Origin of the sequence: Bacillus massiliigorillae, from assembly GCF_000380245.2 — a bacterium.
Classification (GTDB): domain Bacteria; phylum Bacillota; class Bacilli; order Bacillales; family DSM-1321; genus Bacillus_AD; species Bacillus_AD massiliigorillae.
Genome location: NZ_HG428743.1, coordinates 45,772 through 72,525, shown reverse-complemented (window position 1 = coordinate 72,525; position 26,754 = coordinate 45,772). Strand labels below are relative to the sequence as shown.

Below are 26,754 nucleotides of genomic sequence, written 5' to 3'. Positions count from 1 at the left end.
TTGCTTCTAAGAGTTATCATTGTATAATGCCTTGTTTTAGAATTTCTGTCTGTACTTTTACTTCAATTGGAATGTTTGGATAGATTTGTTTCCAATCGATTTTATCCCAAGTAGTAGGATAGAAAGCGATAATATCTCGGCCAATGGAAAGGCTATCCGCCTTAGATTTTTGTAATTTTTTAATGAGCTCGTTTGCCTTTTCCGTAAGGAGTTGCGAGACTTTTTGATTTAACGCATCAATTTGTTTTTGACTTGCTATTCCGCCTCCGGGATATTCCAAGATTTCTATTTTAAAATTATAATCCAGCTTGGCAGAGATTTGTTCAGGGTTTACTGCTTGTACAGACATCTTTCTTTTTACTTTCAAAACATTGATGATAACGTAATTCTCCATTTTAGGTTTTCTATTTTGATCTATTTTTAGCTTTAGCCATGCTTTCTTGCTTTTTTCGTCCTTCATTAATAAAAACAAAGTAGACTCCTGAAGTGATAAATCATGACCTGTATATTTGGAGCCATTAAATAAAGCGATACCTTTTATTTTAGCCGTGTTTGTTTCCTCTTCAATGAGAGGCAGCACCAAGTCTGTTCCGGGATCTAATAAATCCGTAATTAATGGTCGTGTTTGTTTCGGTATGATTGTTGAAGCTTGCATACTTTTTATTAAATCACTCAAATACTCACTTTTGCTTTTGCTTTCTTCGTCCTTCACGTTCAAAAGGTCATGTGCCTTCCCCTTGACGACAAGTACGTTTGCGATAACGGAGCTTTTTGGGTCGCGATAGAACATATCAAGCCCAGGATAAATATCTTGTTTCGCATATTTTTCGCCTAGCAGCATGATTTTGAGCTTAGAGGCATCGAATTGTTCCGATATTTTTGTATCGATTTCATTTCTGGCGGCTCTGTGTGTATCATTTATAGCTGAGATAATCTGACTCCCTGTAACCTGTGTCGCTCCTTCACCTGACATGATAAGAGGAATGCTTACTGTATTTTGGATTTTGCCTTCTGGAGTAATATCAATCCCAACAGACATGACAAGCTTTACATCCTTTAATGGATTCTGATCCCAACAGCCACTTAAGATAAAACAGCAGGTGATAACAATCAGTACTTTCATGTTTCTTTTCATGAATTAGCAGCTCCCGACGTCTCTTTTTTCCCACGGACGATTGCGACGAAAAGAAGCAATAAAGGAATGATAAAAATAAAGAAGTAGCTGGCTAAGGAATGATATTTACCAAATAGTTTGATGGCTTCTTCTGTTGGTGGAAAAAACAGAAAAAGTATATATACAAGCAATCCGATGGCGATAGCTAAGGACCCATGCTTCACTTTCTTTAATAAGTAGACCACGCCATTCGTACAGCAATACAAATACACCATAAATGAAGTTGCCACTGAAACAATCCATATCGAAAAGAACAGCAAGTCTGTTCTTTCAATGATTTGAAACGAGTGGAATTTCATAATATATAAAATCGGCTCAGGTATCAGCTTCATAACAGCAGGGCCAAAGTACGTAATACTGACAATCGTTAAATACGTGTAGAAGAACGTCGCAAAGCCATTTGCAAGAAGCGCGACTTTCAATTTAGTTGATTGTTTTCCCATACAAAGAGGAAACAGGACGAGAAGTAATTCATAGCCCAAACTAGCTGATGTTGCTTTCTGAGCCCCTTTTAGAATAGATGGAAAGCTTTGAGAGGCTACAGGTAGTATATATCGAAAGTCGGTTTCTTTAATGACGAAGGCAATTAACACAAATAAAACGACTAAACAAATGGATACAACAACATTGAATCGAGCCATCACTTTAATATTTTCTTTCACGCAATAAATGCAGATGACAATTAAAAGTAAACTGAGCACCCATACAGGCGTCCGGGGTAAAATCCAGATGTTTACCATCCTGCCAAACATCATAATCACTAAAATGAGCGTCGATAAGAAATACAGGATATATAAGACCTTTAGTACATAGCTTGCGGGCTTTCCAATGATTAAATGAAGCATTTCAAAAATTGTCATCGAAGGAAACCGCCGATAAAGCAACCATATAAGTAGAATATTAATTTCAATAAGAAAGCCAGCAACCAAAACGGATATCCAGGCATCTGATTTTGAAACCATGAAAATATCGTGAGGAAGCGAAATAACACCGATGCCAATTTGCGCTTGTATTAAAACAAAAAATAGCTGAAATGGTGTTATTTTATTCGTTTCTTTTATCATTATTGATTGCCCCTCCTTTTTTTCTTGGGTTCCTTTGGATCGGAAGGTGTCGTTTTTAGCATCCAAATTGGCATCCTTATAAGGGTGTCTTTAATACTTTTCCAACGAAATGGGGCAATCGGTGTAAAGTATGGCGTTCCAAATGATTCAAGTTTGCATAAATGAATCAGTAAAGCCATTAATCCAAAGACAATGCCAACAAAGCCGAACGTCGCAGCCGCAACCATCATCGGAAACCGAGTTAAACGAACGGTGGAGCTCATTTCATTGGACGGTACGACATAGGACGCAATGGCCGTCGTTGCTACAATGACAATCATAGTGTTCGAAACCAACCCTGCTTTCACAATCGCATCGCCAATTACAAGCCCTCCGACAATACTGATGGTCGGTCCAATAGCTGAAGGTAAACGAATCCCAGCTTCCCGTATCAGTTCGATTGTAAGCTCCATCAGCATCGCCTCAATCAATGGTGGATAAGGAACATTGTCAATAGATCCTTTCACAGTCACAACCAGCTCTTCGGGCATGACTTCAAAATGAAAACCGATTACCGCAATATAAATAGCTGGTAACGTAATCGCAATGAGAAAGCTAATTAATCGTAGAACTCGTAGAAAGGTACCTATGTATGCACGACTGTTATAGTCATCTGGAGATTGATAGAAAGAAAAAAACGTAATGGGCATAATCAATGCTGTCGGTGTTCCATCAAGCAGAATCGCCACTTTTCCTTCCATTAAGTAAGACATAACACGGTCTGGTCTTTCTGTATTCAGCATTTGTGGAAAAGGAGACATCGATGTGTTTTCAATCATTTCTTCAATGGTTCCTGAACCAAATATCATTTTCTCAGACACCGTTGTGATGCGGTCTTCAATAGCTCGAACAACCTTTTGATCCACAAAATCATTCATAAAAACAATCGCAATTTTATTTTGCTTTTCTTTATGAGAGAAATACTTCACCACTAGATTGCCTTGTTCATATCGACTACGAAGCAAATTCAGATTCGTTGGCAAATTCTCGACAAATCCTTGATGCGACCCTCGAATAACCTTCTCACTTTGTGGCTCATCTGTGCTTCTGACATTGTTTAAAGCCACATCCATCACATAAACCTGTTGGTCGCCTTCTATGTAGATAATCGCGAATCCATTTAACATTTTCGTTGTCATGTCAGTAAAGGAGGTAGTTGTGGACAAATAAGAAAAGGTAGATTGGGTTAAATCAGGCTGATGTTCCTCTTTAATAATAGGGATTAAAAACCGTTGTTCTAACTTCTCTTTATCAATCATCGTTTCAAAGTAATAGACCATGCCTTTTTTCTCTTGATACTTAAATGATGTTGTTTTTACATCCTCTGAATGGAGAAAATGACTTTCTACATGCTGTTTAATTCCTTCAATAGACAGCAATGGACTGTCGTTATTATGTATATCTGATGAAGGTTTTTCGTCTTTATTCTGTTGGGGAGGCTTCTTGCTCCGTTTAAAAAAATTCATAGCATACACCCTAAATTGTATATTGACTTCTCTACATATTTTGTAATTTTTTTCTAAAAGTATGCATGAGAAAAAGACGGCGAGTATTAATTGGCGGATAATTATTATCTGGATTTTATTTCAACTACATGTTGTTGTTTCAAAGGATAGAATATTCTTATTAATAGGATTAATGAAATCATACATGTATATAAGAATGAGAAAAGAAAGGAATAAACAAATGAAAAAAAGACAAGGGAGAAGGATTTATATCATTTTAGGGGTATTAATCATATTCGTTGGTGGGGTTTGGCTGAATAATAGTAGTCTTTTTTCATCAAAAGATACGAATTATAGGATTCTAGCACATAGAGGATTGGCTCAAACCTTTGATATATCAAAGGTTGAGAATGATACAAATACAGCTGAAATGATTTATCCGCCAGAACATCCTTATTTAGAAAATACGATTCCTTCTATGAAGGCTGCATTTGATAAGGGGGCGGATATCGTTGAATTAGATATTAAGTTAACGAAGGACAATCAACTCGCTGTTTTTCATGATTTCACTTTAGAATATAGAACGGATGGGAAAGGTGAAGTCAAAGATTATACGATGGAAGAATTAAAGAAGTTAGATGTTGGCTACCGATATACATCTGATAAGGGAGCAAGTTATCCATTTCGCGGTAAAGGCATTGGTATGATGCCAAGCTTAGACGAAGTGTTTGCAGCTTTTCCTACTAAAGAATTTTTAATTCATGATAAAGATGGAGACCTTGAAACGACAAAAGTATTGTGGGATACATATTTAAGCAAAATGTCTACGTCTCAGTTAAATCACATAACCGTCTATGGAGATGGAGATAGTGAAGGGTTTGAATATTTACGATCGAAGCATCCAGAGTTGAAACTATTAACGAAAACTATGATGAAAAACGCACTACTAAAATATGAATTAGTAGGCTGGACGGGATATATTCCAAAAGAATTGCATAATATGGAGCTACATTTACCCTTAAATTATGCAAAATACCTATGGGGATGGCCGAATAAGTTTGTTGATAGAATGGCATCAGTTAATACGAGAGTCGTAATTGTAGAGGGCAATGGGAAATGGTCAGAAGGGTTTGATACAAAGGAAAGCCTAGATAAAATCCCCGAAGGATATCAGGGGTATATTTGGACAAATCGAGTTGATAGGATTACGAAATGATTTCGGAGGAATTTATAAATACTACTAAATAACCCTCTATAAACGGGGGTTATTTAGTATAGAAGAAAATATTTTTGGTAAACAGAAGAAAAGTCTGCTGCTGTAATTCTAAATTTATCCATAACGGCATCTACAATTAAAGAATTATCAGTCTTTGGGTTATAATACTTTCCGCCCTTAGTCATAGCCGTAAAAAATCGTCTACTGTACTCGAAAATTTCATAATCGTTATACCCATTGATTTTTTTGACTGGGAACATGTCGATTACGACCTCTTTTACCTTTTTAAATTCGGAAGATGTATAGATGACATTTTCATTCATTGATAGGTAGCTCTCATTACCATGAATCCAGTATTTATTCGGTAGTTTGCAAACATATTCGAATGTATGGTTGTTGGAACTTGCCGATAGGGTAACATTATATCCATATAATTCATGTTCGCTTTCTTTAGTGAGTAGCAAAAAGCGCAAATGTTTGTTAAAGAGTTCGAAGGTAGTAAACTGATTGAGTGGTTCCATTTGTTCGAAGCTATTATGTAAATCAAATTGTACATGAATGGTGTTACGATTAATCGTAACTTTTGGATTATTAATGACGCTCTTTGGATAATTTTCTTCAATAATAGACGATGATAAATCTGTCAACAGCGTGACTTTTTGTTGTGTTTGATAGAAAGGAAGCCATAATGCTAAGAGTGTAATGATTAAAAGTGAGCTAAAAAGGATGTAGATTAATTTTATTTTCATTTAGGGTTATCACTCTTTGTAATAGTTTAATAAATTTAACTTATAGAATAAGAAGTATAGTTTATCAATAAGATTTGTATAGTAAGTGCTAAAAATGTGGCAATCATATGACGCAATACAATTGATAAGACATAAAGTTGTTCAGAGTAGTTTTGTATTAAAATAGCTCTTCAAATCATAGACTTCTAATAGAAGTGGCGTGGTTTGAGGAGATGAAGTGATGGATCATAAAATGAAAATAGCCAATCTAGTAGCTGATAATATAAAAGGCTTTATGGAATTAGTTTATAAAAACCAGATGAACAAAAAGAACTTGGTCATGAGTAGTGATAAAGTGTTTCAAATTAGGCTTTTTATGGAGGAATTTCGGTTTAAAGTCACAGCAGATGAATTAAAGCGTATTAATCGATTTTGTTGGAATGAAAAGTATACTCTATTATTAGTGAATGATTTTCATAAGGGTTTAGATGTCATTGAGGAATATGTCAAAAGGAACTATGATGATTTATTTGTATTTACTGCTAGGATACATACATTGAAGAATCTCTGTTTATTGTTGAGAAAAGAAGGAGAGCGTTAGATAGTGAAAGTGAAGGAGCTGTGATGACAGCTTCTTTTTGTTATGTCAGATATGTAAATAGAAAAACAGCCATAGAAATGGCTGTATCATGAAGATCAAGCAGAGAAAAGGGTTATATGCTACCTAAAAGAAGAATGGGCAAAAGAAGTTACAGTGACATCTTCTGCGGCAATGGCAACGGCGTCGGCAACATCTATCAAAACTCGATGATTCACAACGACATCGACGACGTCTTTTGTGACAGCTTGATGATTCGTGACATCTTTCACGGCTTGATGATTCACATTCACCTCTACATGACATAAACAACACAACCTTTCAGTAATATACTATAAGGTATGCTCGTATCATGGTGAGGCATAGGTTTATACCTAAAGATTTAAGAAAATGTGCTTGTGTACTAAAAATTCTTTGATGATTCAAATTGATATCTAAACTAACAATATGAATGTCGTTCACTTCCATGAAACGTTTTGAAAAGGCATGAATGGGAATTAAACATAATAATAGGAATAATTCAAACAATGGAGGGGTGAATATGTCTAGTGTAACTTTGATGGCTAGTATAACTGTACTCTTTGTCCTTTTATTAGAGCTTAGAATTATGATGATTTGTATAGACAGAATCAATGCGCAGACATACTTCACCCGTTTTGACAGAAATACGTGGATGATCATCGTTATTTTTGGAAGTATTGTTGGTCAATGCTTATATGTCCTAAGTGAAAAGCAGTGAAGATGTAAGGATAAATATCAAATAAGATCGTGAAATAGAGTAAAAGAAAAAGCAAGTGAAGGTCTACTTGCTTTTTCTTATGCCAATAAAGGGGATAAATCAGTGATTTTTACGATATGATATAATAAAAAAAGGAAAAAATGGTGTAATTAGGAGGTTTTCTTGTGGGTTTATTCGCCACATTACTTATCATCATGTTAGTCGTAATGGCTGATGTTATTCTGTTTGATAAAGACCGAAAAAGATGGGGCTGGATGAAAGGTTGGACAAATGGTCAAAAGGCACTGTTCTTCGCTAGCTTCATTGCGGTTTCTTTCATTATCTACTTCGTAATTAGTGCTAAATATATTTGAAGGTTGCCGATGAAGCTTTGCAAGGTATGAATGGCTGAATTGTATCATTTTCCGTAAGTGCCAAGGAGCTATGAGAGGTCAATAATACATATAGGAGTAGAGAAAATGTTAAGGTTTATCGATGATTTGGCTGGTGCCATCTATGACTTTTTGAAGTTCATTTTAACAAGCTTTACATACTTGTTTGCGGGAATGTTGCTTGTTGGCATTCCGATGTTGCTTATTGTATTCGTCTTTAAATGGATTTATTAAGGAGCTGTGCTGACAGCTTCTTTTTTTAGTAAGAAAAAATTAGTAGAAGAATAATTGGGATACAAGAGCGTTGACCAATAGCACGGTGAAAGTATCCCCGTACTATTGGTTATGATGAATACTTTGTTTTCTATGTCGTTTTGTTTTTATGAAATAATATAAACTTACGATTATTACAATCAGAAATCCTAGAGAAAAAACGATGTCCTTTATGCGTTCATCGATGGAAAATAAGATAGAGAAGATGGAGAAGACAAACAATCCTCCACTAATAAGTACAAAGATGCTCCTTATCCTTTCTCTAACTTTGTTTTCGCTGGCATTCAATACGATCACCTCTATATAAAAAAGCCTTTTCGTTTAAGATATATAAGAATAACATTTTATTTTAGCAAATAAAGAGAGAAATATTAATAATTATAGAAAGTGTATCATTTATAAAAGCTAAGTTCATGCAAAAGGACTTGAATGATTTTTCAGAATATGGTAACCTTCAACTATATTGCAATGCAAGGTAGCTTTTTTATTTACCCAACTATCTTGCATTACAAGTTAGTTGGGTAGAACCTTTAAAGGAGGAAATAGAGTGTCTTCGAGTCAAATACTGAAAGGGATTTTAGAGGGCTGTCTACTTTCAATTATTTCGAAAAAAGAAACCTACGGTTATGAAATGACGGAAAAACTGAGCGAATACGGCTTTACGATGGTAAGTGAAGGTAGTATTTATCCATTGTTACTTCGCATGAAGAAGGAAGGCCTTGTAACAATTACTCAGAAGAAGCCTTCTTCAGGTGGTCCAATGAGGAAATATTATTCTTTAACAGCTGAAGGAATCGAAGCGTTAGAGCAATTTAAGAAAAACTGGGCTGCAATCTCACAAAGTGTGAATCATTTATTACAGGAAGGAGATCAATGACGATGTACATATCAATCGAAAGTCGGGATTTTTTAGAAAATCTGAAAGTGTATTTACTTTCAAGTGGGAAAAATGAAAATGAGATTCATGAAATCATTGAAGAGCTAGAAGATCATCTTTATGAAGCTGAGAAGAATGGAAAAAACATAGATGATATCATTGGTAAAAGCCCTAAGGAATATATGGAGCAAGTCGCTAATGAAATGTCTTTTGACATGAAGGGAGTCCTCAAATTTCTCCCTATGGTTATGGTTGGAGCATTTGCTTTCATTCTCATGGGTAAGGCGATTCGTGGCATTTTACAATTCTCCATCATTGATTTAGTAGGCTATCCATTGATATTCCTACTGTATTTACTAACGACAGCACTTGTGTTTAAATATGTCTCCAGCAGACGCTTATCTAAAGTTAAAGAATGGTTCGTTTTAGGAATAACGGGTACCTTACCAATTATCTTATTCATGGTTCTTATTTATGTAAATAATACGGTGAGCGTACCAACGTTTGAGTTTGGGATTGCAGGAAATATCGTTGCTATCATCTGTTCATTGATTCTTTTCATTTGGTTTGCACTTTGGAGTAAGTCTTGGGGAATGATTATAATTCCCATTCTATTATTTGTGCCTGAAGGCTTGATCCATTTGACTACTCTTCCCGAAGAAATAAAGGTAATATTGAAGGCCACGGTACCTTTTGTATTAATTATGAGTTATCTTTTGTTTATTTTTTGGAAAATGAAAAAGTAATCTGGCGTACGGATTGATATAGTAGTGGAAAAAGCAGATGGGGTGCCATCTGCTTTTTCTTTTGCTCATTCCCCGTCCACATAAGCTATGCAATGTTCCACAAATGCCAGTACCTCTTCGGAAATAGGGTATAATCCGGTTTCTGATGATGGTTGTTTTCGTACCTCCCAAAACTGATTCATCAACTGCGTATCTCCTTGAAAAGTATCCTTTGATAGTTCGATTAATTCAAAAGCGATTTGAGCACCTTCGTCTGTTTCAGGTTGAATATCATGTTTAATACACCACTCTATTCGTCGTAGCAATGACATATATTGCTGTGTTGTCCGATCATTGTTGCTGAGATTGGGAAGGGCTTCTTGTAGGAATGCTTTTTCATCCTCTTGAAAATAGTCGATCCACTTTTTACAGCTATGCTGTGAATTTTGGACAAGATGAGAGACACGTCCCCAGGACAGCGATTCATCTAAGTCAATCATGTTAATTAGCTCAGATGTATGTGAAATGCTTGTTTGAAGTTTGGAGAGCTGTTCTTGTAAGTAATTGTGATGAGAAATCAAGATTTGCTTATAAGTTAGTCTTTCGATTACTTCTTTTATCTTCTCTAATGGAAGTGAGAGCGACTTTAGGATGATAATTTTCTCTAACGTAAATAAGTCTTCTTCTGAATACAATCGTCGCCCGTTATCATCTTTAAAGCTTGGAGTGAGTAGCTTTATTTGATCATAATAACGAAGCGTTCGAACCGAAATATTGCGTTCTTTGGATACTTGCCCTGTAGTCCACTGTTTCATATTATTCCTCCTGAAAAAATAGCTATTGCAGGTGACGTAACGTTACCAAATATAGTTAATTATAACAAATGAAGAAAGAGGAATGAGGAATGAAGGAAACAGAAGTGAATTGGAAGGAACAAGACCATTGGGGGTTAAGAGAATTTGTTTTCATGATGGCACTTGAATTTGGATTTGTGATAGGGTTTATAAAATTCGTAGTAAAACCTCTTTATTCGGAGTGGTTTGGAAATGAGCTATATGCAGGAACTCTAATGGGATTAACGATAGCTATTGTTCTTCTAGTAGGCATATATTTAATTGTTCTTCGTCCAAAGAAGCTTTCTTTTCGGGAAGTAGGCGTAAAGCCATTTCTGTTAAAGGATTGGAAAACCATTATCTTATTAACGGTTATTTTAATGGTTGGTAGTGTAATCCTAGTGGTGCTTACTAGCTTGCTTGGAAATACGATTGAGAATAGTAAAACAGAGGCTATCCAGCAAAACGTCACGTTCTTAACAGTTTCAATTGCATTTATATCTGCAGCAGTTATTTCTCCAATATATGAGGAAATATTTTATCGAGGCTTTGTTTATCGTTGGTTGCGTACACGTATAGGATTCGTAGGAGCCATCTTGCTTAGCTCATTAATTTTCACCATTATTCACATTCCTACGTATAATGCGATGCCTGTTAATTTTTTGAGTGGAATTATTTTTGCCTTGGCATATGAACGAACGAATTCCATCTGGCCTTCTGTCATTATTCACGGTGTAACCAATGGAATTATGGTATTGCTGACAAGTATGGGGTAGGGTGTTAACCTAAACGTAAAAGGCGTCCTGAAAGTGACTTGAAGCCACTTTTCAGGACGCCTTCTTCGTGCTGTCTAACCTTACACCTGCCATGCTTGGGCCGTATACTTCAAGTAAAAAAGAACGGTGACGTTTTTTGGGTTTAATAATCTAATTGTTTCAAGCGTAATAAGATACTATCATCGGAAATCTTTTCAACTTTATATAAATTCAGTTTCTTATCAATTTCTTTATCGAGTTTATCAGCGTTACTAAATAAATCTCTTACGACATCAATTGCGTAAATGAGAAGGGTAATGGCACCTGCGCCACCTAATTCGACACCTAAACGCTCATTTTCAGAAAGGTGAGAGTCCATGATTTTTCTTACTTCTTTATAGTAGGCGCCTCGAATGAGAATTTGATCGTATTTAGCATGTAATCCTACCATTAATTCATCTGGATTATAGGCTTCATAAATTGGTTTTTCTTTTTCTAGCATCAAAAGTTCATTTAATACATCGCCAGGTGTTTTGCCTAATGTGTCAGCAATGGCTATGATCACTTTATTTGAGTATTTTTCAATTTTTTTGTTTGTATGAGTTGAGAGTAGCTGCTGGCTTACACCTGTTTTCTTATGAACATCGTATCGTTTACAATTATGTTTTTGTAAATATAAATCTAAGTAGTTCATACTAACAACCCCTTAATTTTTTAGTAATCAAATATTTTTGATTGCTTAATTATAATATACTAAATAGTTTTGAAAACGTACAGTGAAAAGGCTTACAGATTTCTCTTTTCTTTATTTGTAATTAGGATATAATGATATATATCCAAGGTATTTGGAGGTCATGACAATGGATGAAATATCTATGTTAGCGACAAGTGGCGTATTAATAGCTCTTTTACCTTTACTTCTCTATATCGCTCTTCTTATTTTTAGCATTTATTTTGCCGTGAAAGTGTTGAAGTTCATGAATAAGAAGGCAAAGCTAGATGAAGAAAGAAATGAATTGCTGAAGGAACTCATTCAGAGTGATCGCCAAAACGACAATAAGGAGTAATGTGAATAATTAATGTTATTTCAGATTCTTCACAGGTATTTTCCTTCATTTTGTCGAAGATTCATTTAGCGTTTTAGCATTGCTAAATGGAGGTTTAGAAATCAGTTAGATAGGGCATTAACTAAGGTATAGCGAAAGGGTGGTTATAATGGATATTATTAAAGTCTCAAATGAAGAAGCTACTAAAATTATTCAAACAGGTAACCCAACTGGATTATTTTTTACGATTGAGCAAGGTCGAATTGTAGGAATTAATAATACCCATAATGACCTATTAGTTGAGGATTTTAACAGGTTTACAGAGTGTACAGAATGGCTTCAAGGTAAGAAATCTGTATAAGTATATAAAGTAAAGTAGAAAGGGCGTTTGAAAAGTGATTTTTAATCACTTTTCAAACGCCCCTTTCGCTTTTTTTACCATTCGAAATTGGTTTCATTTAAAACTTAATTTTGTATAGTGGATGAAAAAAAGCTGATTTTTAGCGCTTTTAGTCTGATAAAATGCTAAAGACTCCTTAAAAAATCAAAGAATTCCTATTTAACTCATTTTAGGCTAAGGCTAAGCTCTTGAGTTCTGCTTCTATTTCAAGTACAATCAATTCCAGACATCATGACTCTGTAATATATACAAAAGGAGAACGGCATGAAATATTCGAAAGCAACCAATTATGCGCTGCACACAATGGTTTATTTAACGTTAACGCCAAAAGGAAAATCGGTTGGTGTTGAACAATTGGCGAAAGTGCAAAAGCTATCACCAACTTATCTCTCTAAAATTTTAACGAAACTGGTGAAGGCAGGGTTGATTCAATCCAATCCTGGTGTGAATGGTGGATATAGCATTGCAAAGCCAGATGCCATTTCATTTTTAGATATTATTCAAGCGATTGAGGGGCAAACAACATTATTCAGTTGTTCGCTGGGACATGAAGAATTATCTACACAGAAAGATTGTTTAATCGAGCAAGTGATGGTTCATGCAGAGAATAAGATGAAAGAAGAACTAAGGCACACATCTATTCATGATATTGCGAAGCAAATGCAATTGAAAAAAGAAAATGATGGTGAGTGTTAATCATTCCAATTATTTTTTTACGTTAATTATAGACAAAATGACTCTGGAATCTAAAAGGAGGATGTAAATGAAACACCATCATTGTCATTCAAAGGAACATATCGCAAGAAAAATTGAAGCTTTGGATAATCCAAAAAGAAGAGAAGCGCTCCCACCAGAAACGCTATTAAGCACGCTTCCGATTCAACAAGACGACACGATTTTAGACGCAGGGGCAGGTACAGGCTTTATAACGATACCAGCAGCCAAAAGAGTGGATGGCAACGTTTATGCGCTAGATATTGATTCGAATATGCTAGAAGTCATCACGTCCAAGGCAGAAAAAGAACAACTATCAAATATCAAGCCTATTCAAGGCAGTATGGATGAGCTTCCGTTACCCGATCATTCTGTTGATGTAGTGCTAGCTTCATTAGTGTTACATGAGGTGGAGGACTTATCTCATGCGTTACAGGAAATGAAACGAGTGCTAAAAGAAGATGGCTATTTTGCCTGTGTTGAAATAGAAAAGAAAGATCATCCTACCCATAATCATCCTAGAATTGCTTCAACGAATATGGAACAAGAGCTTGCCCATGCTGGATTTCATGTTCAACAAACGGTATTTCCGACAGATGATTTATATATTATGATTGCGCAGAAATCAAAGTAAGGAAGAGTAAAAGAGATTAGCGTCGGCTAATCTCTTTTCTGTAATAAATGATATCCAAAGTTTGGTAGATTAAAAGCCATTATGAGAGGAATTATCCTTTATAATTATTAATATATTATTCAAATAGTACATGCTAAAAAGGAGAGAATATGAAAATTTTAAGTGGGACAATTTCATTATCAGTGTCATTTGTATTATTTATCTATTTATATGGCTTGAAGGCTGATTACTCTGTTAAGTATCATGGGGGACTTTGGATTTTTCCTGTGATTTTGTTACTGCTAGCGCTATGGTTTTTCTGGTCGGAGTTTCCGTACAAGGATGAATTGAATGTTGAAGAAAAAGATAAAAATTAAATATTTCTTCAACATTAGCTGACAATATGTGAATGTTTTCACTTATACTACCAGGTAAATACGTACTTGATAGCATAAGTATGGTGATGTTTTTAGATGAATAACATAAGAAAAGGGAAGTATAATTGGTTTATGGCTGAGGATGCTTATATACTAGTCTTTGTATAAATGACTATAGCCAGTAATGAATTGTTTTTGATAGATTTCACTGTACTGTTTATAGCTAATACCGAATTTTTTAGTGACAATATCAACGATGACTTTGGAATCTCGATCATAGTTGTAATATTTACCGCCTACTGTTAATTGTTTAAATAGATTAACTGCGTAATCAAAAACCTCTTTTTCAAAGGAGGTGGGCTTATCAAGTGGCTCAGCTTGTTGAATGAACGCTTTGAACTGTGGAGCAGTATAGATTTGTTCGTTATTTAAATATAAAGTACCTTCGGAAAAAACGGGCTGACTTTTACTTAAGAGGACATTTTTGTATTCATAGGTTTTCGTTTGAGACTTACAAAGGAAAATCATGTCCAAATATTGATATGTATTAGAAGTTATTTTGCTATCTCGTAATTTATATCGGATGTTTTTGGCTAAATAATCTAAGTAAGCATATTGAATCTCTGTAGTTAGTTGCTCGAATTTCGAAGTTATATCAAAATGAAATTCGATTTTCCCATTATCGATAAAAGCATCGCTGACCTTGAGGGATTCATTCAGTAATACTCCTTGTTGCACTAAACTATTTACGTAATCTTGAATCGCTTTAGAATCTCTGTGTTTTTTGTAAATAGGATAAAATTGTAGAGCTGCCAATAATAGAAAACCTGAAATAAACGAAATGATAATTTTTTTTGACATATAAGACCTACTTATGGAAATTGATATAATCCTATAGTAACAAGGATTAACCAAAAAATACATATCCTGTTTTTGGTATTTTTAATATACTTCCTAGCGAGAAAGCCATTATTCAATCGATTGATTAATAAGTCGAACATATAGGGATCAAAAGCGCCATAAATCAATCATTTCAATCTAAATAATGATGTATCTTAAAAGCATAAAGAGGCGTCCTAAATTAGGACAGCCTCTTTGTATTACCAGGTTTCGTAACCTGATGTATGATACTCATGAATCACAGGAATATGCCAATCACCTTTGGCTTTTTCTGATCTCCATCTACCTCTAAAACGCTTTTGAACAATTCGTTTACGAGCATTGTCTTCTTTAGTATGCCAAAACTTGAGTTGTTTCTTTTTCCGTTCATACTCGTATTGTTTGTCTCTAAAAGGGTCTATCGGTACTCTTTTGTTCCCATAAACCTTTTCTAGTGTTGCTTCTTGTTGCACTGCTTGCCATTTTTTTAATTCGTTTTGGTTACAATTCACCTTTCTCACCCGTAGGCAGTGTGAAAGTTAGAACCACTTATACGGTTCCTAAAGCTGCCTACCTAAGTTTCTGGTGGCTTACTCATAGTTCTCACCTATTTCATTAATGTATGTAGTAGTTGTATTTTAACATAAGTATACTATCGAGATATAATCATCAAAGTATTTGCAACTGTACGCAAAAATTGAGTAAGTATTGTGTTTCAATTTGAACTTAACCCGCACAAAAGCAGTTAAAGACGTCAATTGGTACGTTGGCAAAGGTAGCTAAACTCTCATTTGATAAATGATATTCATTTATCAAATAGTAAAAAATTAATCTAAATTGAAAATGAAAATAAGCACCATCATTAGAACAGTAAATATGCCCCCTTGTATTAGTGTTACCTTATATTCTTTTGAATTTTCACTATATTTCTTCTGCAAGATGGCTTCAAAGCCATATAAAGTTCCGGTTAATAAGATAACTACTAGAAATAAGTAGGGCGAGTCCATTCCTATTTGAAATGTAATAAATGCAAAAAACAATAGAATTGCAACTTTTACCCATTTCTCGTAACGGGTGAGAAATGCTTTTTTCTTATCTGCTTTTTCTACTCCAAAGTATGTGCGAATACTGCGGTCGAAGGGATAGAGTGGCAGTAAAATCATCCCTAAACCGGCTAGGAATTGTATCCCAGACATGGTGGTATGTCACTTCCTTTTTTGTTTTTTTCTTTGCTGCAAGGGGGCTATCTTTCTAAATAATGAAGTTATTAATCTAATTGATAGTATATATGGAAATGAAATATAGAGCACTAAATTACTTGTTTTGTTCGTTAGTTTTCTTCTTTTTTTCACATTGTTATGAAAATCTAGGAATGAATATTTTTTTAATAAGAAGTGTAATTTCATTGAAAGAGAGTACCTAGTATTGAAGATACAGATAATTTCCCTCATCATTGGTATGTTCTCGTTTGGCATCCTTTGTTTTCATTTTTCTATGGAACGACAAAATGCCGAAAGTCTGACAAAGGCTACGAATGTAGTAATAGAATATAGCCCATCTAAACGCCTATTTCATAGTGTGGAAAGTCAATATGATTTGAATAAAATGGTGGTCAAAATTCAACTGACAGATGAATATAATCAAATGGACGTTGCTGCGCAGTTTGCAGTCCTTGAATATTTTAATAGACAAATTAGATATATACTGCGTAATACGACATTTAATAACTCGATTTATGATTTGAACCTAGAGATTATTGGACAAGTGGATTCCAATATATATCATTTAACCAATGTTGTTCCGGAAAATCAGTCTTTTCTTCAAGCTTACAGTCGTTTCTTTAAAAATGGTGAAATGGTTTATACAACGAGCCAACTGCAAAATGCAATCTCTCTTTATCGAGACGAAGATAGCTTTAATCAGAAACATAAAGAAATCCTACAATACTCTTACCGTTTTTTTAATATGATTACTAAGAATGGTAGGTACTACGAACCGGAACGAGATAATGAAGTTATATCAGATATGATTGCTCGTAAATTCGATATAACATCTGAGGAATATTCACAACTTTATCTTGATTATTATTTTCACTTTGCGAAATAAGAGCATACGAAAGAGACCGCAAATTCTTGCGGTCTCTTCTTCAATGAAAGACTTTATGCATAATTCTTTTAAATGCTAGCCTTAATGAATGTTGTAATAAGAATCTACGTCATATCCTTTAGAACCAAAATAGTCTAAAATCCCTTCGTAGATTGCTTGCGCTGCTAATTGACGATATTCATCAGACGCTAGTTTAGCAGCGTCATCCTTATTGCTGATGAAGCCCATTTCAACTATAGTAGCAGGCATTTTAGTTAAATTTAGTACTGCTAAATCTGTTCGGTCTTTTGAACTTCTATCTTTCATATCCCAGGCTTTTATAAAACGTGCTCGAATATAATTCCCTAGCTTCTTGCTTTCAATGGCTCTTTCGCTTTCTGACATTGCTGCTCTAGTTGATGCAGGTTTAATCAATGTTTCAGTACCACTTGCACTAGTATTTTCAGCGCTATTTACATGCACGCTCACAAAAGCATCTGCATTATTTTGATTGGCAGTATCTGCACGCTCTTCTAAGGTTGGATACGATTCAAACGGTCTTGTATACAGGACATTCATAGGCGTTTGATCCAAGATTTTTTTCATTCGTTGCGTAACATCTAATGTAATGTCGCTTTCTCTTAATCCATTGCCTATTGCACCTGGATCTACTTTCTTACCAGGCTGTATACCGTGACCAGCATCAAGGACAAGTGTAAGAGAACTTATTTGCTTTTTATCTGTACTGCTTGATGGAGGTGTTGTACTTGCTGAATTGCTTAAATACTTATTTGAAACAAAACCAGTCGTGCCGTTTGACGCTTTAATCATTGACCAATTACCAACTTTATAAGCAATGCTTACGCTATCACCATTAGATAATTGTTCAATTATTTCATACTTGGTGGATGGACCTTTTCTAATCTTCAACGATTCATTCGCAGGTACGTTGTTTACGTATCTTGTTTCAGTAAATGTAGTAGGAATCGTTCCTGATTTACGAAGCGTATAGTTAATGCCTCTTGCTAAGAAAATCGCCATTTCCTCACGAGTTCCAGCACGATTAGCTGCGAATGAACCATCGCTTTGACGAACGTCAATTCCTCTAGAAAGGATTGCTTGGGCAGCTGATGATGTGCTAGTACCTGTATAATATCCAAAGGCACGTGAAATGATCATCGCCATTTCACCTCTTGTGATATTTTGATACGGTCTAAATGTACCATCTGAGTAACCAGTGATAATTTTATTATTCACTGCTTGTTGGATTTGTCCAGATGCAAACACATTGCTTCCAACATCTTTAAAGCTTGTTTTTTGTGGGCTGTCACTATACCCTAGAGCTCGTCCTAGCATAGCTGTGAATTCTGCACGTGTAATGTTGTTTTTAGGATTGAAAGTGCCAGTTCCAGAGCCTTGGACAATTCCACCTTGTGCTAAATAATTAATTTCGGCATAAAGTGGATAACTTGTGCTGACATCCGTAAATGTGGGCGTAGCTGCTTGAGACATTCCAACCTTTGCGGTGAACAAAGTGGAAGTGACAACAAGCATACAAACTATTAATTTGACAATTTTCTTCATTTCTCTAAATAATCCCCCTTGAAATATTCGTATTCTTCAAAATTTTAACATAATTTTCGACGAATGGTATTAGAAGTGCATGAAACAAGAATGTAATCGAAGAAATCAGAAAAAGGAAGCTCCCGTTAAGAGAGCTTCCTTTTTCTCGTATTAACTCGAAAATGTAATAGAAAACAAAATGGATATAGAGAAAACGATGATAAAAGCAAGCACTGGTGGTTAGTCAACAATTTATACTATCAGCAGGTGATTTAAGTTGTCTATTAACATACCTTGGTGCAATTGAGTAAAGCAACTACTAATAGAGAAGAATGGAGGGAAATAAGTTTTCTATAAATAAACGTTGTTTTCTTCCTTGCTTCTTTTTTGTTTTGCTGAAAGACAAATGTATAAATCATTTTCGTTCTTAAAAGACTAAAAAGAGGTGATTATGATGAGAAAACTCTCTTTGATATGGTTGATGCTACTGTTATTCGCAAACCCTGTTCAAGCTAAAACAATCAATGAAGCTGATACGCCATTATGTGAAACGTTCAAATATGCACTTATAAGTAGCCTTCGAAAACCAGTGGATGAAGCAATAGTTGAGATTTACAAGGGTGATAAACATGCACCTGAAGGGCTCACTTGGGCTTCATATGATGCGGAAATATTGAAAATCAAGCAAGTATATGGGATGGGAGGGCTATATGAAATTACGCTGAAAATATATCCATACTATCGTGCCCATATTAGTTATGGGGAAGATGTAGTTGTGATTAATACTGACGGGGAATTAAAGAGCTATAAACACTTGAAAACATATTAAAAAGTGAGCTTGGAGAAAATTTCCCAGCTCATTTGATTTGTTTGAGCCCTTATTTTTGGGAGTCGCCAATAATAAAGAGGTCATGTAGAAATATGGTAAACTTATAGAAAAGTGAGGGGCGATGGTGTGAGTAGAAAAAGTGGAATAATAGCTTTATTAACAGTCTTTTTAGTTGCAGTCATTTTTTTCGCGTATTATACATATGAACAAAACAAACTAGTATTTAAGCCAGTAGAAGGCTTTTCGGTGACAGAACAGACAATGAATATGACACTAGTTGGCGTAAAGTGGTTGGATAAGTATATCGCGCAATATGAACAAAAATACGTACCTCGTGACAAGAAAGTCGAAACATATGAGATAGATGAACTTACGGTTCTTGATGAACAAAAGAAGGTCATCCAAATTGATTTCTCCGTTAAAGCCAAAGTGAAAGGGTCAGAAACACCTTTTGAAGGTGGGATGTTAGAAGGCTCTAAAGTAAAGTATCAATGGGTACTATGGTTTAACACAAAAGATGCTGGAAATAGCAAAACAACCTATGAAGTATATAAAAAGCAGCGACCTGCTGGGTATGATTTAGAACAATACAATACAAATGGTCAGAAAGAAAAAGACGAATATGAGAAAGAATTCGTCAATGAAAAGCCGTTTGAGGAAAAGCAGTACACATATAAAATTGAAAATAAAAAATGCTTCGTTAGCTATGATTTTGGGAAGTCGTGGAATGAAGTACCTGTTCCGATTGAAACATTAGCGAAGGTTGGCGATGGCAACTCTCATTATAATGAGCTACAGGAAGGAAGTTATGTAATTACACCTAAAAAAACAGCGTTCGTATATGGTGGAACGCAAGAAACAGGGCTCATGATGGTGTATTCGGAAGATCAAGGCGCAACTTGGCAAACGACAAATGTTAGCCAATTGAATAGTGTTCGAGTTAAATTCTGTAGTTTTCCAACTGTAAAAGATGGTTACGTTATTGCCACAAGTGATCGAACAATGTCTCAAGAAGGGCAAGTGATATATGCTACTTCAGATGGCGGTAAGACATGGCACGAAGCTGGATTTGGTCCTAGTACGTGGCTTCTACAATCTGGTGGATTTGTAGACAAAAACGTGGGATTCATGAGCTATCCAAGCGTCCAAGGAGAGGCATCGAACTTTTATCGCACCGAAAATGGAGCTAAAACATTTGCACCGATTACACTTCCAATTAAAGAAGAATGGAAGAAAGTTTTCATACAACCAGAAACGCCTTATATGGAAAACGGAAAGCTCAGCTTATTAGTTGGGCAAGGTGACCAAGGAGATTTCCAAGGTGGTCGTGTAATGGTGAAATATCAATCTAAAGATATGGGGAAAACGTGGGAATATGTAGAGTTAGTAACCCCACCTAGTAAAGAAGAAGGCTAATTTCATATAGTTACACTCTATCAAAAAGGGCCTCAAAAGGTGATTACAATCACTTTTTGAAGCCCTTTTACCCATTCTAATGCTTTAAAATCCACTTCAATTTTTTACTTCAACGTAAATGTGTGATATTTGTTTATGAATACATCTAAAAATAGTATGTTTTTCCAATGACGAGGAGTATAATCTCAATAGACGTTATTTCCGATTTCAGGGGTGGTTTCATGAATGTTTTTTGGAAAATACTAGGGTTAGAGCTGTTGTTAATGTTTTTTTATACGGCAAATGGGGTCTATTCTAGTGTAAAGGCACCTTCCAGTCCATTTTTGCAATTCATTGGTCTAGTGCCTTTAGCAGTGGGGATTTTATTATATTTGTTAGTGAGAAAGAAATGGTCATATTACTTTTTTGATGGATTAAAAAACTTTCAGTTAGTATTAATATCACCATTAGTTCTAGTGTTATTAATCATACTGATTGGCAATAAAGGGCTTGATGTAAGTTCGATTTCCCATTTGGTAAGTATGTTAATCATGCAGATTTTAGTAGTAGGTTTGATTGAAGAAACTTTTTTCCGAGGATTTATGCTTCGGATGTTAATGTCGATAGGAGTTAGGAAGGCAGTAGTAATCTCTAGTTTCCTTTTTGGAATTACACATGCTCTGCAATTAATGAGTGGTCAGTCTGTTGAAGATACGATTCTTCAGATTCTCTATGCTATTTTGGTAGGTTTTGTACTGTCGCTACTTATTGTCCATAGACAATCCATTATGATTACGATTGCTTTTCATGGCTTAAATAACTTTTTGAACTTCATGGGGCAGCAGGAAGGAACTAAGGTTTACGCTTATTTAATCATTATTGTTCTATTTATATATTCCATTTATTTGTGGATACGAATAGACAAAAAAGAGATCAGACAGAATCGTCAACTTGTTATGTAGGGGCTGTCTGAAAAGTGATTTGTAATCACTTTTCGAACGCCCTTTTACGCTTTTCGTGCTATTCCAAGTAGTGTTCATTTAAATCTTATTTTTGCCTAGTAGACTAAAAAAGCTGATTTTTAGCGCTTTTGGTCAAGATGAAACTCAAATGACTCCTTAAAAAATCAACGAATTTCATTCTCGTACATACAAATAAATGTAGCAAATAGGACTAATTGGACAACCTCTTTTTTGTTCTAGCTATTTCACTTACTTGTCATTCAAATAACTTTGTAGACGTTCAACCAATTTACCAATATGGAAGCCATCTATAAAGGAATGATGCACTTGTACAGAGAATGGTAACATGAGTTTGCCATCTTTTTCGTAGTATTTGCCCCAATCAAACATCGGATTGGACTTATCTTTTTGTCCAGATATTGTATGAGATAGATGAGTGAATGAAATCCATGGCAAGGATGAGAATTGATACACGTCATTATCGACGGGCCCTGTAATATACTCTTTCTGGTTTTCGATGGTCTGTGTGGCGATATTTATGTAGTCTTCAATCGTATCTTGCATTGGTACATTTACCACTTTGAAGAGTTCTGTTTCTTGATTTAAATAGGTAAACGACGTATGAATGGTATCGTAGAGCACGATATCATCTTTTAAAAAGCGATATCTGAATTCCTCCATATCGTTTGCACATTTCGTAACTGTGTAAATAAATGCTAAAGAAAATGGCCAGCCGTTTTCTTTTATCTTTTTGCAAAAATGAGTTACATCAAGTTCTAAGCAGACATTATACTGTGGCTGTAAGGCATTTCTAAAGATTTGGCAGTGCAATTGTCTCTTCCACGACATTACATCGATGATTTGGTACGTATTACTCACGATTATTCCCTCCGTTGTTAGAAAAATGATTATTTTTTTAATTTGAAAATTCTGTTTATTTATTATACACCTAAAAAAAGACGGTGCGAAATTGTAACTCGCACCATCTTTTTTAATAGAGTAAATAATATTTCTTATAAATCTTTACGTATTCTTCTCGTGTAATACCGTATTTTTCTGTGACTGCCTGTAGGATTAAATTATTGTCCGTTTCAGGATTGTAATACTTGGCATTTTTGGTGAGTAATTTAAAAAAATCAATTGCATAATTAAAGATATCTAAATCACTATGTCCGTTAAACTCCTCGATTAAATAATCATCTGTTAGCATTTGAGAGTGCTCTTTAAATTGTGATGACGTAAAAATCGTTTTTTTATTGCATGATAGGTTGCTTTCAGTAGAGAAAATTAAATGTTTGTTTTGTACTACGTTAAAGTAATCATACAGATTGTCATTATAGTCAGCTGAGATATGAATATCAAAATTTTGAAGACCAGCATCATTTTTTGTGCTAAATAAAATAAAACGAAAATGCTTACTAAATAGCTCAAAGTTCACGAACTTTTCTAAGGAGTTTAGACTTTCGAAGTCTTTGTGTACTTGAAAGTAGATGTGAATGCTTTGATTTTTAATCTTTAGCTTTGGGTTGTAAAGGATCTTATTTGGGTAATACTCTTCCAAGATTTGAGCTGTTACAACTTCAACTGTTTTCAAATGTTTAGGCAATTGATCGGGTCTTAGAAGCTCAGAGGATGGAATGATAATCATGACTATGAGAATGAGTAGAACTAGGCTTTTCTTGAACATGATGGAAATCACTCTTTACATAAATTTGTATAACTTGAAAACCACTCCATTGTATAAGATAAATGTGTGGAGATTGTGAAAAAAGTATCAATTAAAATAGAGCGAACGTTCAAAGTTCCATGAAGTGTAAAAACGAGGCTGTGCGAAAAGTGGTCTTTAATCACTTTTCGCACAGCCTCGTTTTTTAGTTGATAATTGGAAATGGTTTTTGCTCCTTCCAGTCCGTTATGAATGCTTTTTGTTGAGGGTTAAGGTTTTTTGGAAGGTTCGTTCGCTTGTAGAAGCGATGCTCACGGTTGGCTTCGTCTTTTATTTTGACTTTACCAGTAAACTCCGTTGTGAAGAAAACAACCTGAAGAATAAATGCTTTTTCTCCGAATTTATTTGTGACGAAGCAATCCCTACCCGATAGCATGCCGAAGAGCTGCACCGTTTCAATCGTTAAAGCTGTTTCTTCTAAGACACCACGGATGGCGGTTTCCTCGTATTTTTCACCAAGCTGCATCATTCCACCAGGTAAACTCCAATAGTTCTCACCTGGATTTCTTTGCAGCAAGATTTTATCTTCTTTTTCAATAATAATTCCACATTTAATGTTGATGTGCTCTTTATTTACAGAAGTCTGTCGTCCCAAAATGAGTCCTCCTCTTGCGCATGTATACTCTTTGTTTACTATACAAGAAAACAGCTTGAAATGAAAAGTGCTTCCCTAGTGAATAAGTATTAAAAGGCTGTGATAACTTGTATCACAGCCTCTTCACACTCTCTATTTAGCGAAAAATAAATAATATTTATTGTAAATTCGATAGTATTCTTCCTTGGTAATATCGAATTCTTCCATAACAGCATTAACAATTGTATCTTTGTCTCGTTTTTGATTAAAATATTTTCCATATTTGGTCAAGAGATTGAAGAAATTTTCTCCGTAAAGATAAATATCAATATCATCATGACCATTCACTTTTTCTTTTGGTATTTGGGCAAGTAGGATGTCATAGTCCTTTTTAAATTCGGAAGAAGTATATATTACTTTTTGATTAATGGAAAGATAACTTGTAACTTTATAAATCATTTGTTTATTTGGCAATGTATTATTATACTGGAATGCCTTGTTATTGGAGTGTGCAGTAACCATAATATCGAATTTGTATAAATCATTTTTGTACTCATTATGAAGTAATTCAAATCGTAACTTCTTGCTGAAATATTCGAAATATGCAAATTGCGAAATGGGCTGTAAGTTATCGAAACTAGTATCTATATCAAGATCAATGTTAATCGTATTATTTTTCATGTTTGTCTTTAGATTAGAAAATGGCAGGTTTTTGTTACTTTCTGTAAGAATTTGATGCGATTCTTGTTGTAGTATTTTCATTTCTTTATGTGTTTTATATGAATTTAGTAACTCTAAAGCCGCAATAAGTGATATTGCTAGCAGCACAAGTATGAGCAATCTTTTTTTGAACATTCTATTATCACCCTCTTGGGTATTTTTAATATATTTAGTATTGAAAATTATATAAAAAAAGTATGTTTAGTTTATGGGAGATGTGTATCAATTTAAAAAGTATTTGCTTGTATAAGTTATCTTTTTCTATTTTTCCCTATTAAAGTAATTTTAATTGTAGTAAAATATTTAATAATTATGTAATATAGAATTCAAATAGTTTTCACATAATACCATGCTGACGGTAGTCAGCTATTTTTTTGTGAAAAAATTTAGTCGAAACTTAAACTAAATGGTAACTTCCTGCGTCTATATAGTTAGACATAATAATAAGTAGATGAACAAGCATGACTAGGGGAGAATTTTATCCCGTTCAAACTAGTGCTAAGACTCCCACTTCAACAAGGCAGTGAAGACACGTAGATGAGTAAGTGGGAGATCAACCACCAGTAAGAACCCGATTGGTTCAACTAATAATCGGTGGGGAATGGATGAAAACCCTCACCGATTAAAGTTTCACTTTATTTTTACTAGAATGTGTGTTTCTGAAGCAAAAGGTAGATTAGAGGGGGAAAATGATGAAAAAAGGTTTTATGTTTGCAATTATTGGTTTATGCTGCGGAATAGCATTGGTAGCTATGTTAGCTTTTAGTAAGATGGAGCAGCAAGCAAAGGGAGGGTCGGAAAAAGCCAGTGCATCGGAAAAGCCCGCCAAACCAGAGAAGTCGGTCACAATCGAAGTCAATAATTCGACGTTCGTTGCAAATGGTGAAAAAATGCAAATTAGCGAGAATGAAAGCATTGTACCAGTTATTCGTCTCAATGACGTATATGTACCTGCTAGAATCATAGCAGAGCAATTCGGCGCTAAAACAGAGTATCAAGATAACGTCTATACAATGACGTACAAGGATACAAAAACACAATTTTTTATCGGTCAAAAAGAAGCACAAATAGATGGTAAGATCGTGTCTAATACGGTTCGTCCATTCGAGAATTACGGTGAAGTATATGTACCTGTTGAGATTGTAGCTAAAGGATTGCATCAGAAGGTTACACGCATCGGGAATCAAGTAACAATTGGTAAGGCACCAGCTTCTGAAATAACAATCACAAAAGAAGAGCCACAATCGAAAGAGCCCGTGGCCATTACAACAAGGATTCCTGTTCTTATGTATCATCATTTAGATCCAAATAAGCAATCAGGAACAATCATTCATCCAGATGTGTTCCGAAAGCAAATGGAGCTATTAAAGGCACAAGGCTATACAACTATTACAGCGCAAGATATATTAGATATCCAAAACGGACTACAAATCATGCCAGAAAACCCTGTCATGATAACGTTTGATGATGGTTATAAAAGCAATTTTCAGTATGTATTTCCTATTTTAAAAGAGTTAAATATGAAAGCTACCATCTTTATCATTACGGATTTTATCGAAAATCCACAAAATCATCCAAGTGAATATGAAAAGTTAACATGGGATGAAATTGAGGAAATGAGCGATAGTGGTTTAGTAGCAATTGAAAGTCATACAAATGATGCTCATGCAGCTTATGGAAAGAACGGTAAAGTGGTGGGACCAATTAAGATTCATGGTGTGTTAGAGACAAAGGAACAATATGAAACACGTATTTATAACGATTTCACGTTGTCTAAACAATTACTTGAAAACCATACAGGTAAGCCGGTTATTGCCTTCTCATATCCAAAAGGTATATATAGTCAAGAAGCTGAAGCCATCGTGAAAAAAGTTGGTTTTAAGATGTCTGTCACAACAGATCGCGGCATTTTAGACGTACAGAAAAACGGCTTATATCTCGTTCCACGCGTCAATATTCACGGCCAATTACCTCCAGCATCTGTCCTACAAACATTAGAGAAAATGAAAAATATGTAACACAAAAAAGCGATTA

Annotated in this window: 33 protein-coding genes; 18 read left to right on the top strand and 15 right to left on the bottom strand. The window is 34.9% G+C overall.

What is annotated here, in order from left to right; genetic code table 11:
• Nucleotides 1-16 precede the first annotated feature (16 nt).
• From TX86_RS18975 to TX86_RS18965, 3 genes are read right to left on the bottom strand one after another with little or no spacing between them, the layout of a single operon-like run.
• Nucleotides 17-1,135 (bottom strand): Ger(x)C family spore germination protein, encoded by a 1,119-nt coding sequence (locus TX86_RS18975; protein WP_042351337.1) that lies wholly within the window; start codon nucleotides 1,133-1,135, stop codon nucleotides 17-19.
• The gene (locus tag TX86_RS18970) at nucleotides 1,132-2,238 is read right to left on the bottom strand and encodes a GerAB/ArcD/ProY family transporter (protein WP_042351335.1); all 1,107 of its coding nucleotides are present in this window, start codon (nucleotides 2,236-2,238) and stop codon (nucleotides 1,132-1,134) included. The genes TX86_RS18975 and TX86_RS18970 overlap by 4 nt, the downstream gene beginning before the upstream one ends.
• Nucleotides 2,238-3,743: a spore germination protein gene (locus tag TX86_RS18965; protein WP_042351334.1), complete on the bottom strand. Its 1,506-nt coding sequence runs from the start codon at nucleotides 3,741-3,743 to the stop codon at nucleotides 2,238-2,240. The genes TX86_RS18970 and TX86_RS18965 overlap by 1 nt, the downstream gene beginning before the upstream one ends.
• Nucleotides 3,744-3,963: 220 nt before the next feature.
• Here TX86_RS18965 and TX86_RS18960 point away from each other — a divergent pair, with 220 nt between their 5' ends.
• The gene (locus tag TX86_RS18960) at nucleotides 3,964-4,938 is read left to right on the top strand and encodes a glycerophosphodiester phosphodiesterase family protein (protein WP_042351333.1); all 975 of its coding nucleotides are present in this window, start codon (nucleotides 3,964-3,966) and stop codon (nucleotides 4,936-4,938) included.
• A gap of 53 nt (nucleotides 4,939-4,991) precedes the next feature.
• Here the strand turns inward: TX86_RS18960 and TX86_RS18955 are convergent, their stop codons facing one another.
• The gene (locus TX86_RS18955; RefSeq protein ID WP_154663173.1) at nucleotides 4,992-5,585 is read right to left on the bottom strand and encodes a hypothetical protein; all 594 of its coding nucleotides are present in this window, start codon (nucleotides 5,583-5,585) and stop codon (nucleotides 4,992-4,994) included.
• A gap of 322 nt (nucleotides 5,586-5,907) precedes the next feature.
• Between TX86_RS18955 and TX86_RS18950 the strand changes: the two genes are divergently transcribed.
• Nucleotides 5,908-6,267, top strand: coding sequence for a hypothetical protein (locus tag TX86_RS18950; protein WP_042351330.1), 360 nt, complete (start codon nucleotides 5,908-5,910; stop codon nucleotides 6,265-6,267).
• 119 nt (nucleotides 6,268-6,386) lie between these two features.
• Here TX86_RS18950 and TX86_RS26800 read toward each other — a convergent pair whose 3' ends face one another.
• Nucleotides 6,387-6,551 (bottom strand): hypothetical protein, encoded by a 165-nt coding sequence (locus TX86_RS26800; protein WP_154663172.1) that lies wholly within the window; start codon nucleotides 6,549-6,551, stop codon nucleotides 6,387-6,389.
• A 254-nt stretch (nucleotides 6,552-6,805) separates the two neighbouring features.
• On the opposite strand from TX86_RS26800, the gene TX86_RS18945 reads away from it, so the two are divergent.
• The 5 genes from TX86_RS18945 to TX86_RS18930 all read left to right on the top strand — a co-directional run bounded on the left by TX86_RS18945 (nucleotide 6,806) and on the right by TX86_RS18930 (nucleotide 9,270).
• Nucleotides 6,806-7,003: a hypothetical protein gene (locus TX86_RS18945; protein WP_042351329.1), complete on the top strand. Its 198-nt coding sequence runs from the start codon at nucleotides 6,806-6,808 to the stop codon at nucleotides 7,001-7,003.
• A 164-nt stretch (nucleotides 7,004-7,167) separates the two neighbouring features.
• Nucleotides 7,168-7,356: a hypothetical protein gene (locus tag TX86_RS18940; RefSeq protein ID WP_042351327.1), complete on the top strand. Its 189-nt coding sequence runs from the start codon at nucleotides 7,168-7,170 to the stop codon at nucleotides 7,354-7,356.
• A gap of 105 nt (nucleotides 7,357-7,461) precedes the next feature.
• A complete protein-coding gene (locus tag TX86_RS27065) occupies nucleotides 7,462-7,608 on the top strand; it encodes a hypothetical protein (protein WP_195892928.1) in 147 nt (48 codons plus the stop codon).
• Nucleotides 7,609-8,194: 586 nt separating this feature from the next.
• Nucleotides 8,195-8,524 (top strand): PadR family transcriptional regulator, encoded by a 330-nt coding sequence (locus TX86_RS18935; RefSeq protein ID WP_042351326.1) that lies wholly within the window; start codon nucleotides 8,195-8,197, stop codon nucleotides 8,522-8,524.
• Nucleotides 8,521-9,270 carry an HAAS domain-containing protein gene (locus TX86_RS18930; RefSeq protein ID WP_154663171.1) on the top strand — a complete coding sequence of 250 codons (750 nt, stop codon included), beginning with the start codon at nucleotides 8,521-8,523 and terminating at the stop codon, nucleotides 9,268-9,270. The genes TX86_RS18935 and TX86_RS18930 overlap by 4 nt, the downstream gene beginning before the upstream one ends.
• Nucleotides 9,271-9,335: 65 nt before the next feature.
• On the opposite strand, the gene TX86_RS18925 is transcribed toward TX86_RS18930, so the two are convergent.
• Nucleotides 9,336-10,064 carry a MerR family transcriptional regulator gene (locus TX86_RS18925; RefSeq protein WP_042351323.1) on the bottom strand — a complete coding sequence of 243 codons (729 nt, stop codon included), beginning with the start codon at nucleotides 10,062-10,064 and terminating at the stop codon, nucleotides 9,336-9,338.
• Nucleotides 10,065-10,153: 89 nt separating this feature from the next.
• On the opposite strand from TX86_RS18925, the gene TX86_RS18920 reads away from it, so the two are divergent.
• A complete protein-coding gene (locus TX86_RS18920; RefSeq protein ID WP_042351321.1) occupies nucleotides 10,154-10,858 on the top strand; it encodes a CPBP family intramembrane glutamic endopeptidase in 705 nt (234 codons plus the stop codon).
• 142 nt (nucleotides 10,859-11,000) lie between these two features.
• On the opposite strand, the gene TX86_RS18915 is transcribed toward TX86_RS18920, so the two are convergent.
• Nucleotides 11,001-11,531, bottom strand: coding sequence for a helix-turn-helix domain-containing protein (locus TX86_RS18915; protein WP_042351320.1), 531 nt, complete (start codon nucleotides 11,529-11,531; stop codon nucleotides 11,001-11,003).
• A 166-nt stretch (nucleotides 11,532-11,697) separates the two neighbouring features.
• Between TX86_RS18915 and TX86_RS18910 the strand changes: the two genes are divergently transcribed.
• The 5 genes from TX86_RS18910 to TX86_RS18890 all read left to right on the top strand — a co-directional run bounded on the left by TX86_RS18910 (nucleotide 11,698) and on the right by TX86_RS18890 (nucleotide 13,987).
• Nucleotides 11,698-11,904, top strand: a complete 207-nt coding sequence (locus TX86_RS18910) for a hypothetical protein (RefSeq protein WP_042351319.1) — start codon at nucleotides 11,698-11,700, stop codon at nucleotides 11,902-11,904.
• Between the two features lie 148 nt (nucleotides 11,905-12,052).
• A complete protein-coding gene (locus tag TX86_RS18905; RefSeq protein WP_042351317.1) occupies nucleotides 12,053-12,244 on the top strand; it encodes a hypothetical protein in 192 nt (63 codons plus the stop codon).
• A gap of 303 nt (nucleotides 12,245-12,547) precedes the next feature.
• A complete protein-coding gene (locus tag TX86_RS18900; protein ID WP_042351316.1) occupies nucleotides 12,548-12,979 on the top strand; it encodes an RrF2 family transcriptional regulator in 432 nt (143 codons plus the stop codon).
• Nucleotides 12,980-13,046: 67 nt separating this feature from the next.
• A complete protein-coding gene (locus tag TX86_RS18895) occupies nucleotides 13,047-13,631 on the top strand; it encodes a class I SAM-dependent methyltransferase (protein WP_042351315.1) in 585 nt (194 codons plus the stop codon).
• Between the two features lie 149 nt (nucleotides 13,632-13,780).
• Nucleotides 13,781-13,987 (top strand): hypothetical protein, encoded by a 207-nt coding sequence (locus TX86_RS18890; protein WP_042351313.1) that lies wholly within the window; start codon nucleotides 13,781-13,783, stop codon nucleotides 13,985-13,987.
• A 153-nt stretch (nucleotides 13,988-14,140) separates the two neighbouring features.
• Here the strand turns inward: TX86_RS18890 and TX86_RS18885 are convergent, their stop codons facing one another.
• The 3 genes from TX86_RS18885 to TX86_RS18875 all read right to left on the bottom strand — a co-directional run bounded on the left by TX86_RS18885 (nucleotide 14,141) and on the right by TX86_RS18875 (nucleotide 16,062).
• A complete protein-coding gene (locus tag TX86_RS18885) occupies nucleotides 14,141-14,848 on the bottom strand; it encodes a hypothetical protein (RefSeq protein ID WP_042351310.1) in 708 nt (235 codons plus the stop codon).
• Between the two features lie 239 nt (nucleotides 14,849-15,087).
• Nucleotides 15,088-15,378: a hypothetical protein gene (locus TX86_RS18880; protein ID WP_042351308.1), complete on the bottom strand. Its 291-nt coding sequence runs from the start codon at nucleotides 15,376-15,378 to the stop codon at nucleotides 15,088-15,090.
• A 315-nt stretch (nucleotides 15,379-15,693) separates the two neighbouring features.
• Nucleotides 15,694-16,062, bottom strand: a complete 369-nt coding sequence (locus TX86_RS18875) for a DUF4181 domain-containing protein (RefSeq protein WP_042351307.1) — start codon at nucleotides 16,060-16,062, stop codon at nucleotides 15,694-15,696.
• Nucleotides 16,063-16,291: 229 nt separating this feature from the next.
• On the opposite strand from TX86_RS18875, the gene TX86_RS18870 reads away from it, so the two are divergent.
• Nucleotides 16,292-16,972: a hypothetical protein gene (locus tag TX86_RS18870; protein WP_042351306.1), complete on the top strand. Its 681-nt coding sequence runs from the start codon at nucleotides 16,292-16,294 to the stop codon at nucleotides 16,970-16,972.
• Between the two features lie 81 nt (nucleotides 16,973-17,053).
• Here TX86_RS18870 and TX86_RS18865 read toward each other — a convergent pair whose 3' ends face one another.
• Entirely contained in the window at nucleotides 17,054-18,535 is a 1,482-nt protein-coding gene (locus TX86_RS18865) for an N-acetylmuramoyl-L-alanine amidase (RefSeq protein ID WP_042351305.1), read from the bottom strand.
• 430 nt (nucleotides 18,536-18,965) lie between these two features.
• Here TX86_RS18865 and TX86_RS18860 point away from each other — a divergent pair, with 430 nt between their 5' ends.
• The 3 genes from TX86_RS18860 (at nucleotide 18,966) to TX86_RS18850 (ending at nucleotide 21,700) form a co-directional block, all read left to right on the top strand.
• Nucleotides 18,966-19,343 (top strand): DUF3888 domain-containing protein, encoded by a 378-nt coding sequence (locus TX86_RS18860; protein WP_230203682.1) that lies wholly within the window; start codon nucleotides 18,966-18,968, stop codon nucleotides 19,341-19,343.
• 126 nt (nucleotides 19,344-19,469) lie between these two features.
• Nucleotides 19,470-20,759 carry a WD40/YVTN/BNR-like repeat-containing protein gene (locus TX86_RS18855; RefSeq protein ID WP_230203681.1) on the top strand — a complete coding sequence of 430 codons (1,290 nt, stop codon included), beginning with the start codon at nucleotides 19,470-19,472 and terminating at the stop codon, nucleotides 20,757-20,759.
• 221 nt (nucleotides 20,760-20,980) lie between these two features.
• Complete coding sequence (locus TX86_RS18850; RefSeq protein ID WP_042351300.1) at nucleotides 20,981-21,700, top strand: CPBP family intramembrane glutamic endopeptidase; 720 nt, start codon at nucleotides 20,981-20,983, stop codon at nucleotides 21,698-21,700.
• A gap of 249 nt (nucleotides 21,701-21,949) precedes the next feature.
• Here the strand turns inward: TX86_RS18850 and TX86_RS18845 are convergent, their stop codons facing one another.
• From TX86_RS18845 to TX86_RS18830, 4 genes are all read right to left on the bottom strand, one after another.
• Nucleotides 21,950-22,579: a CatA-like O-acetyltransferase gene (locus TX86_RS18845; RefSeq protein WP_042351299.1), complete on the bottom strand. Its 630-nt coding sequence runs from the start codon at nucleotides 22,577-22,579 to the stop codon at nucleotides 21,950-21,952.
• 112 nt (nucleotides 22,580-22,691) lie between these two features.
• Nucleotides 22,692-23,387, bottom strand: coding sequence for a hypothetical protein (locus TX86_RS18840; RefSeq protein ID WP_042351298.1), 696 nt, complete (start codon nucleotides 23,385-23,387; stop codon nucleotides 22,692-22,694).
• Between the two features lie 184 nt (nucleotides 23,388-23,571).
• A complete protein-coding gene (locus TX86_RS18835) occupies nucleotides 23,572-24,021 on the bottom strand; it encodes an NUDIX domain-containing protein (RefSeq protein WP_052343750.1) in 450 nt (149 codons plus the stop codon).
• A 132-nt stretch (nucleotides 24,022-24,153) separates the two neighbouring features.
• Nucleotides 24,154-24,855: a hypothetical protein gene (locus TX86_RS18830; RefSeq protein ID WP_042351295.1), complete on the bottom strand. Its 702-nt coding sequence runs from the start codon at nucleotides 24,853-24,855 to the stop codon at nucleotides 24,154-24,156.
• A 554-nt stretch (nucleotides 24,856-25,409) separates the two neighbouring features.
• On the opposite strand from TX86_RS18830, the gene TX86_RS25900 reads away from it, so the two are divergent.
• Nucleotides 25,410-26,738: a polysaccharide deacetylase family protein gene (locus tag TX86_RS25900; protein ID WP_081707758.1), complete on the top strand. Its 1,329-nt coding sequence runs from the start codon at nucleotides 25,410-25,412 to the stop codon at nucleotides 26,736-26,738.
• Nucleotides 26,739-26,754 lie beyond the last annotated feature (16 nt).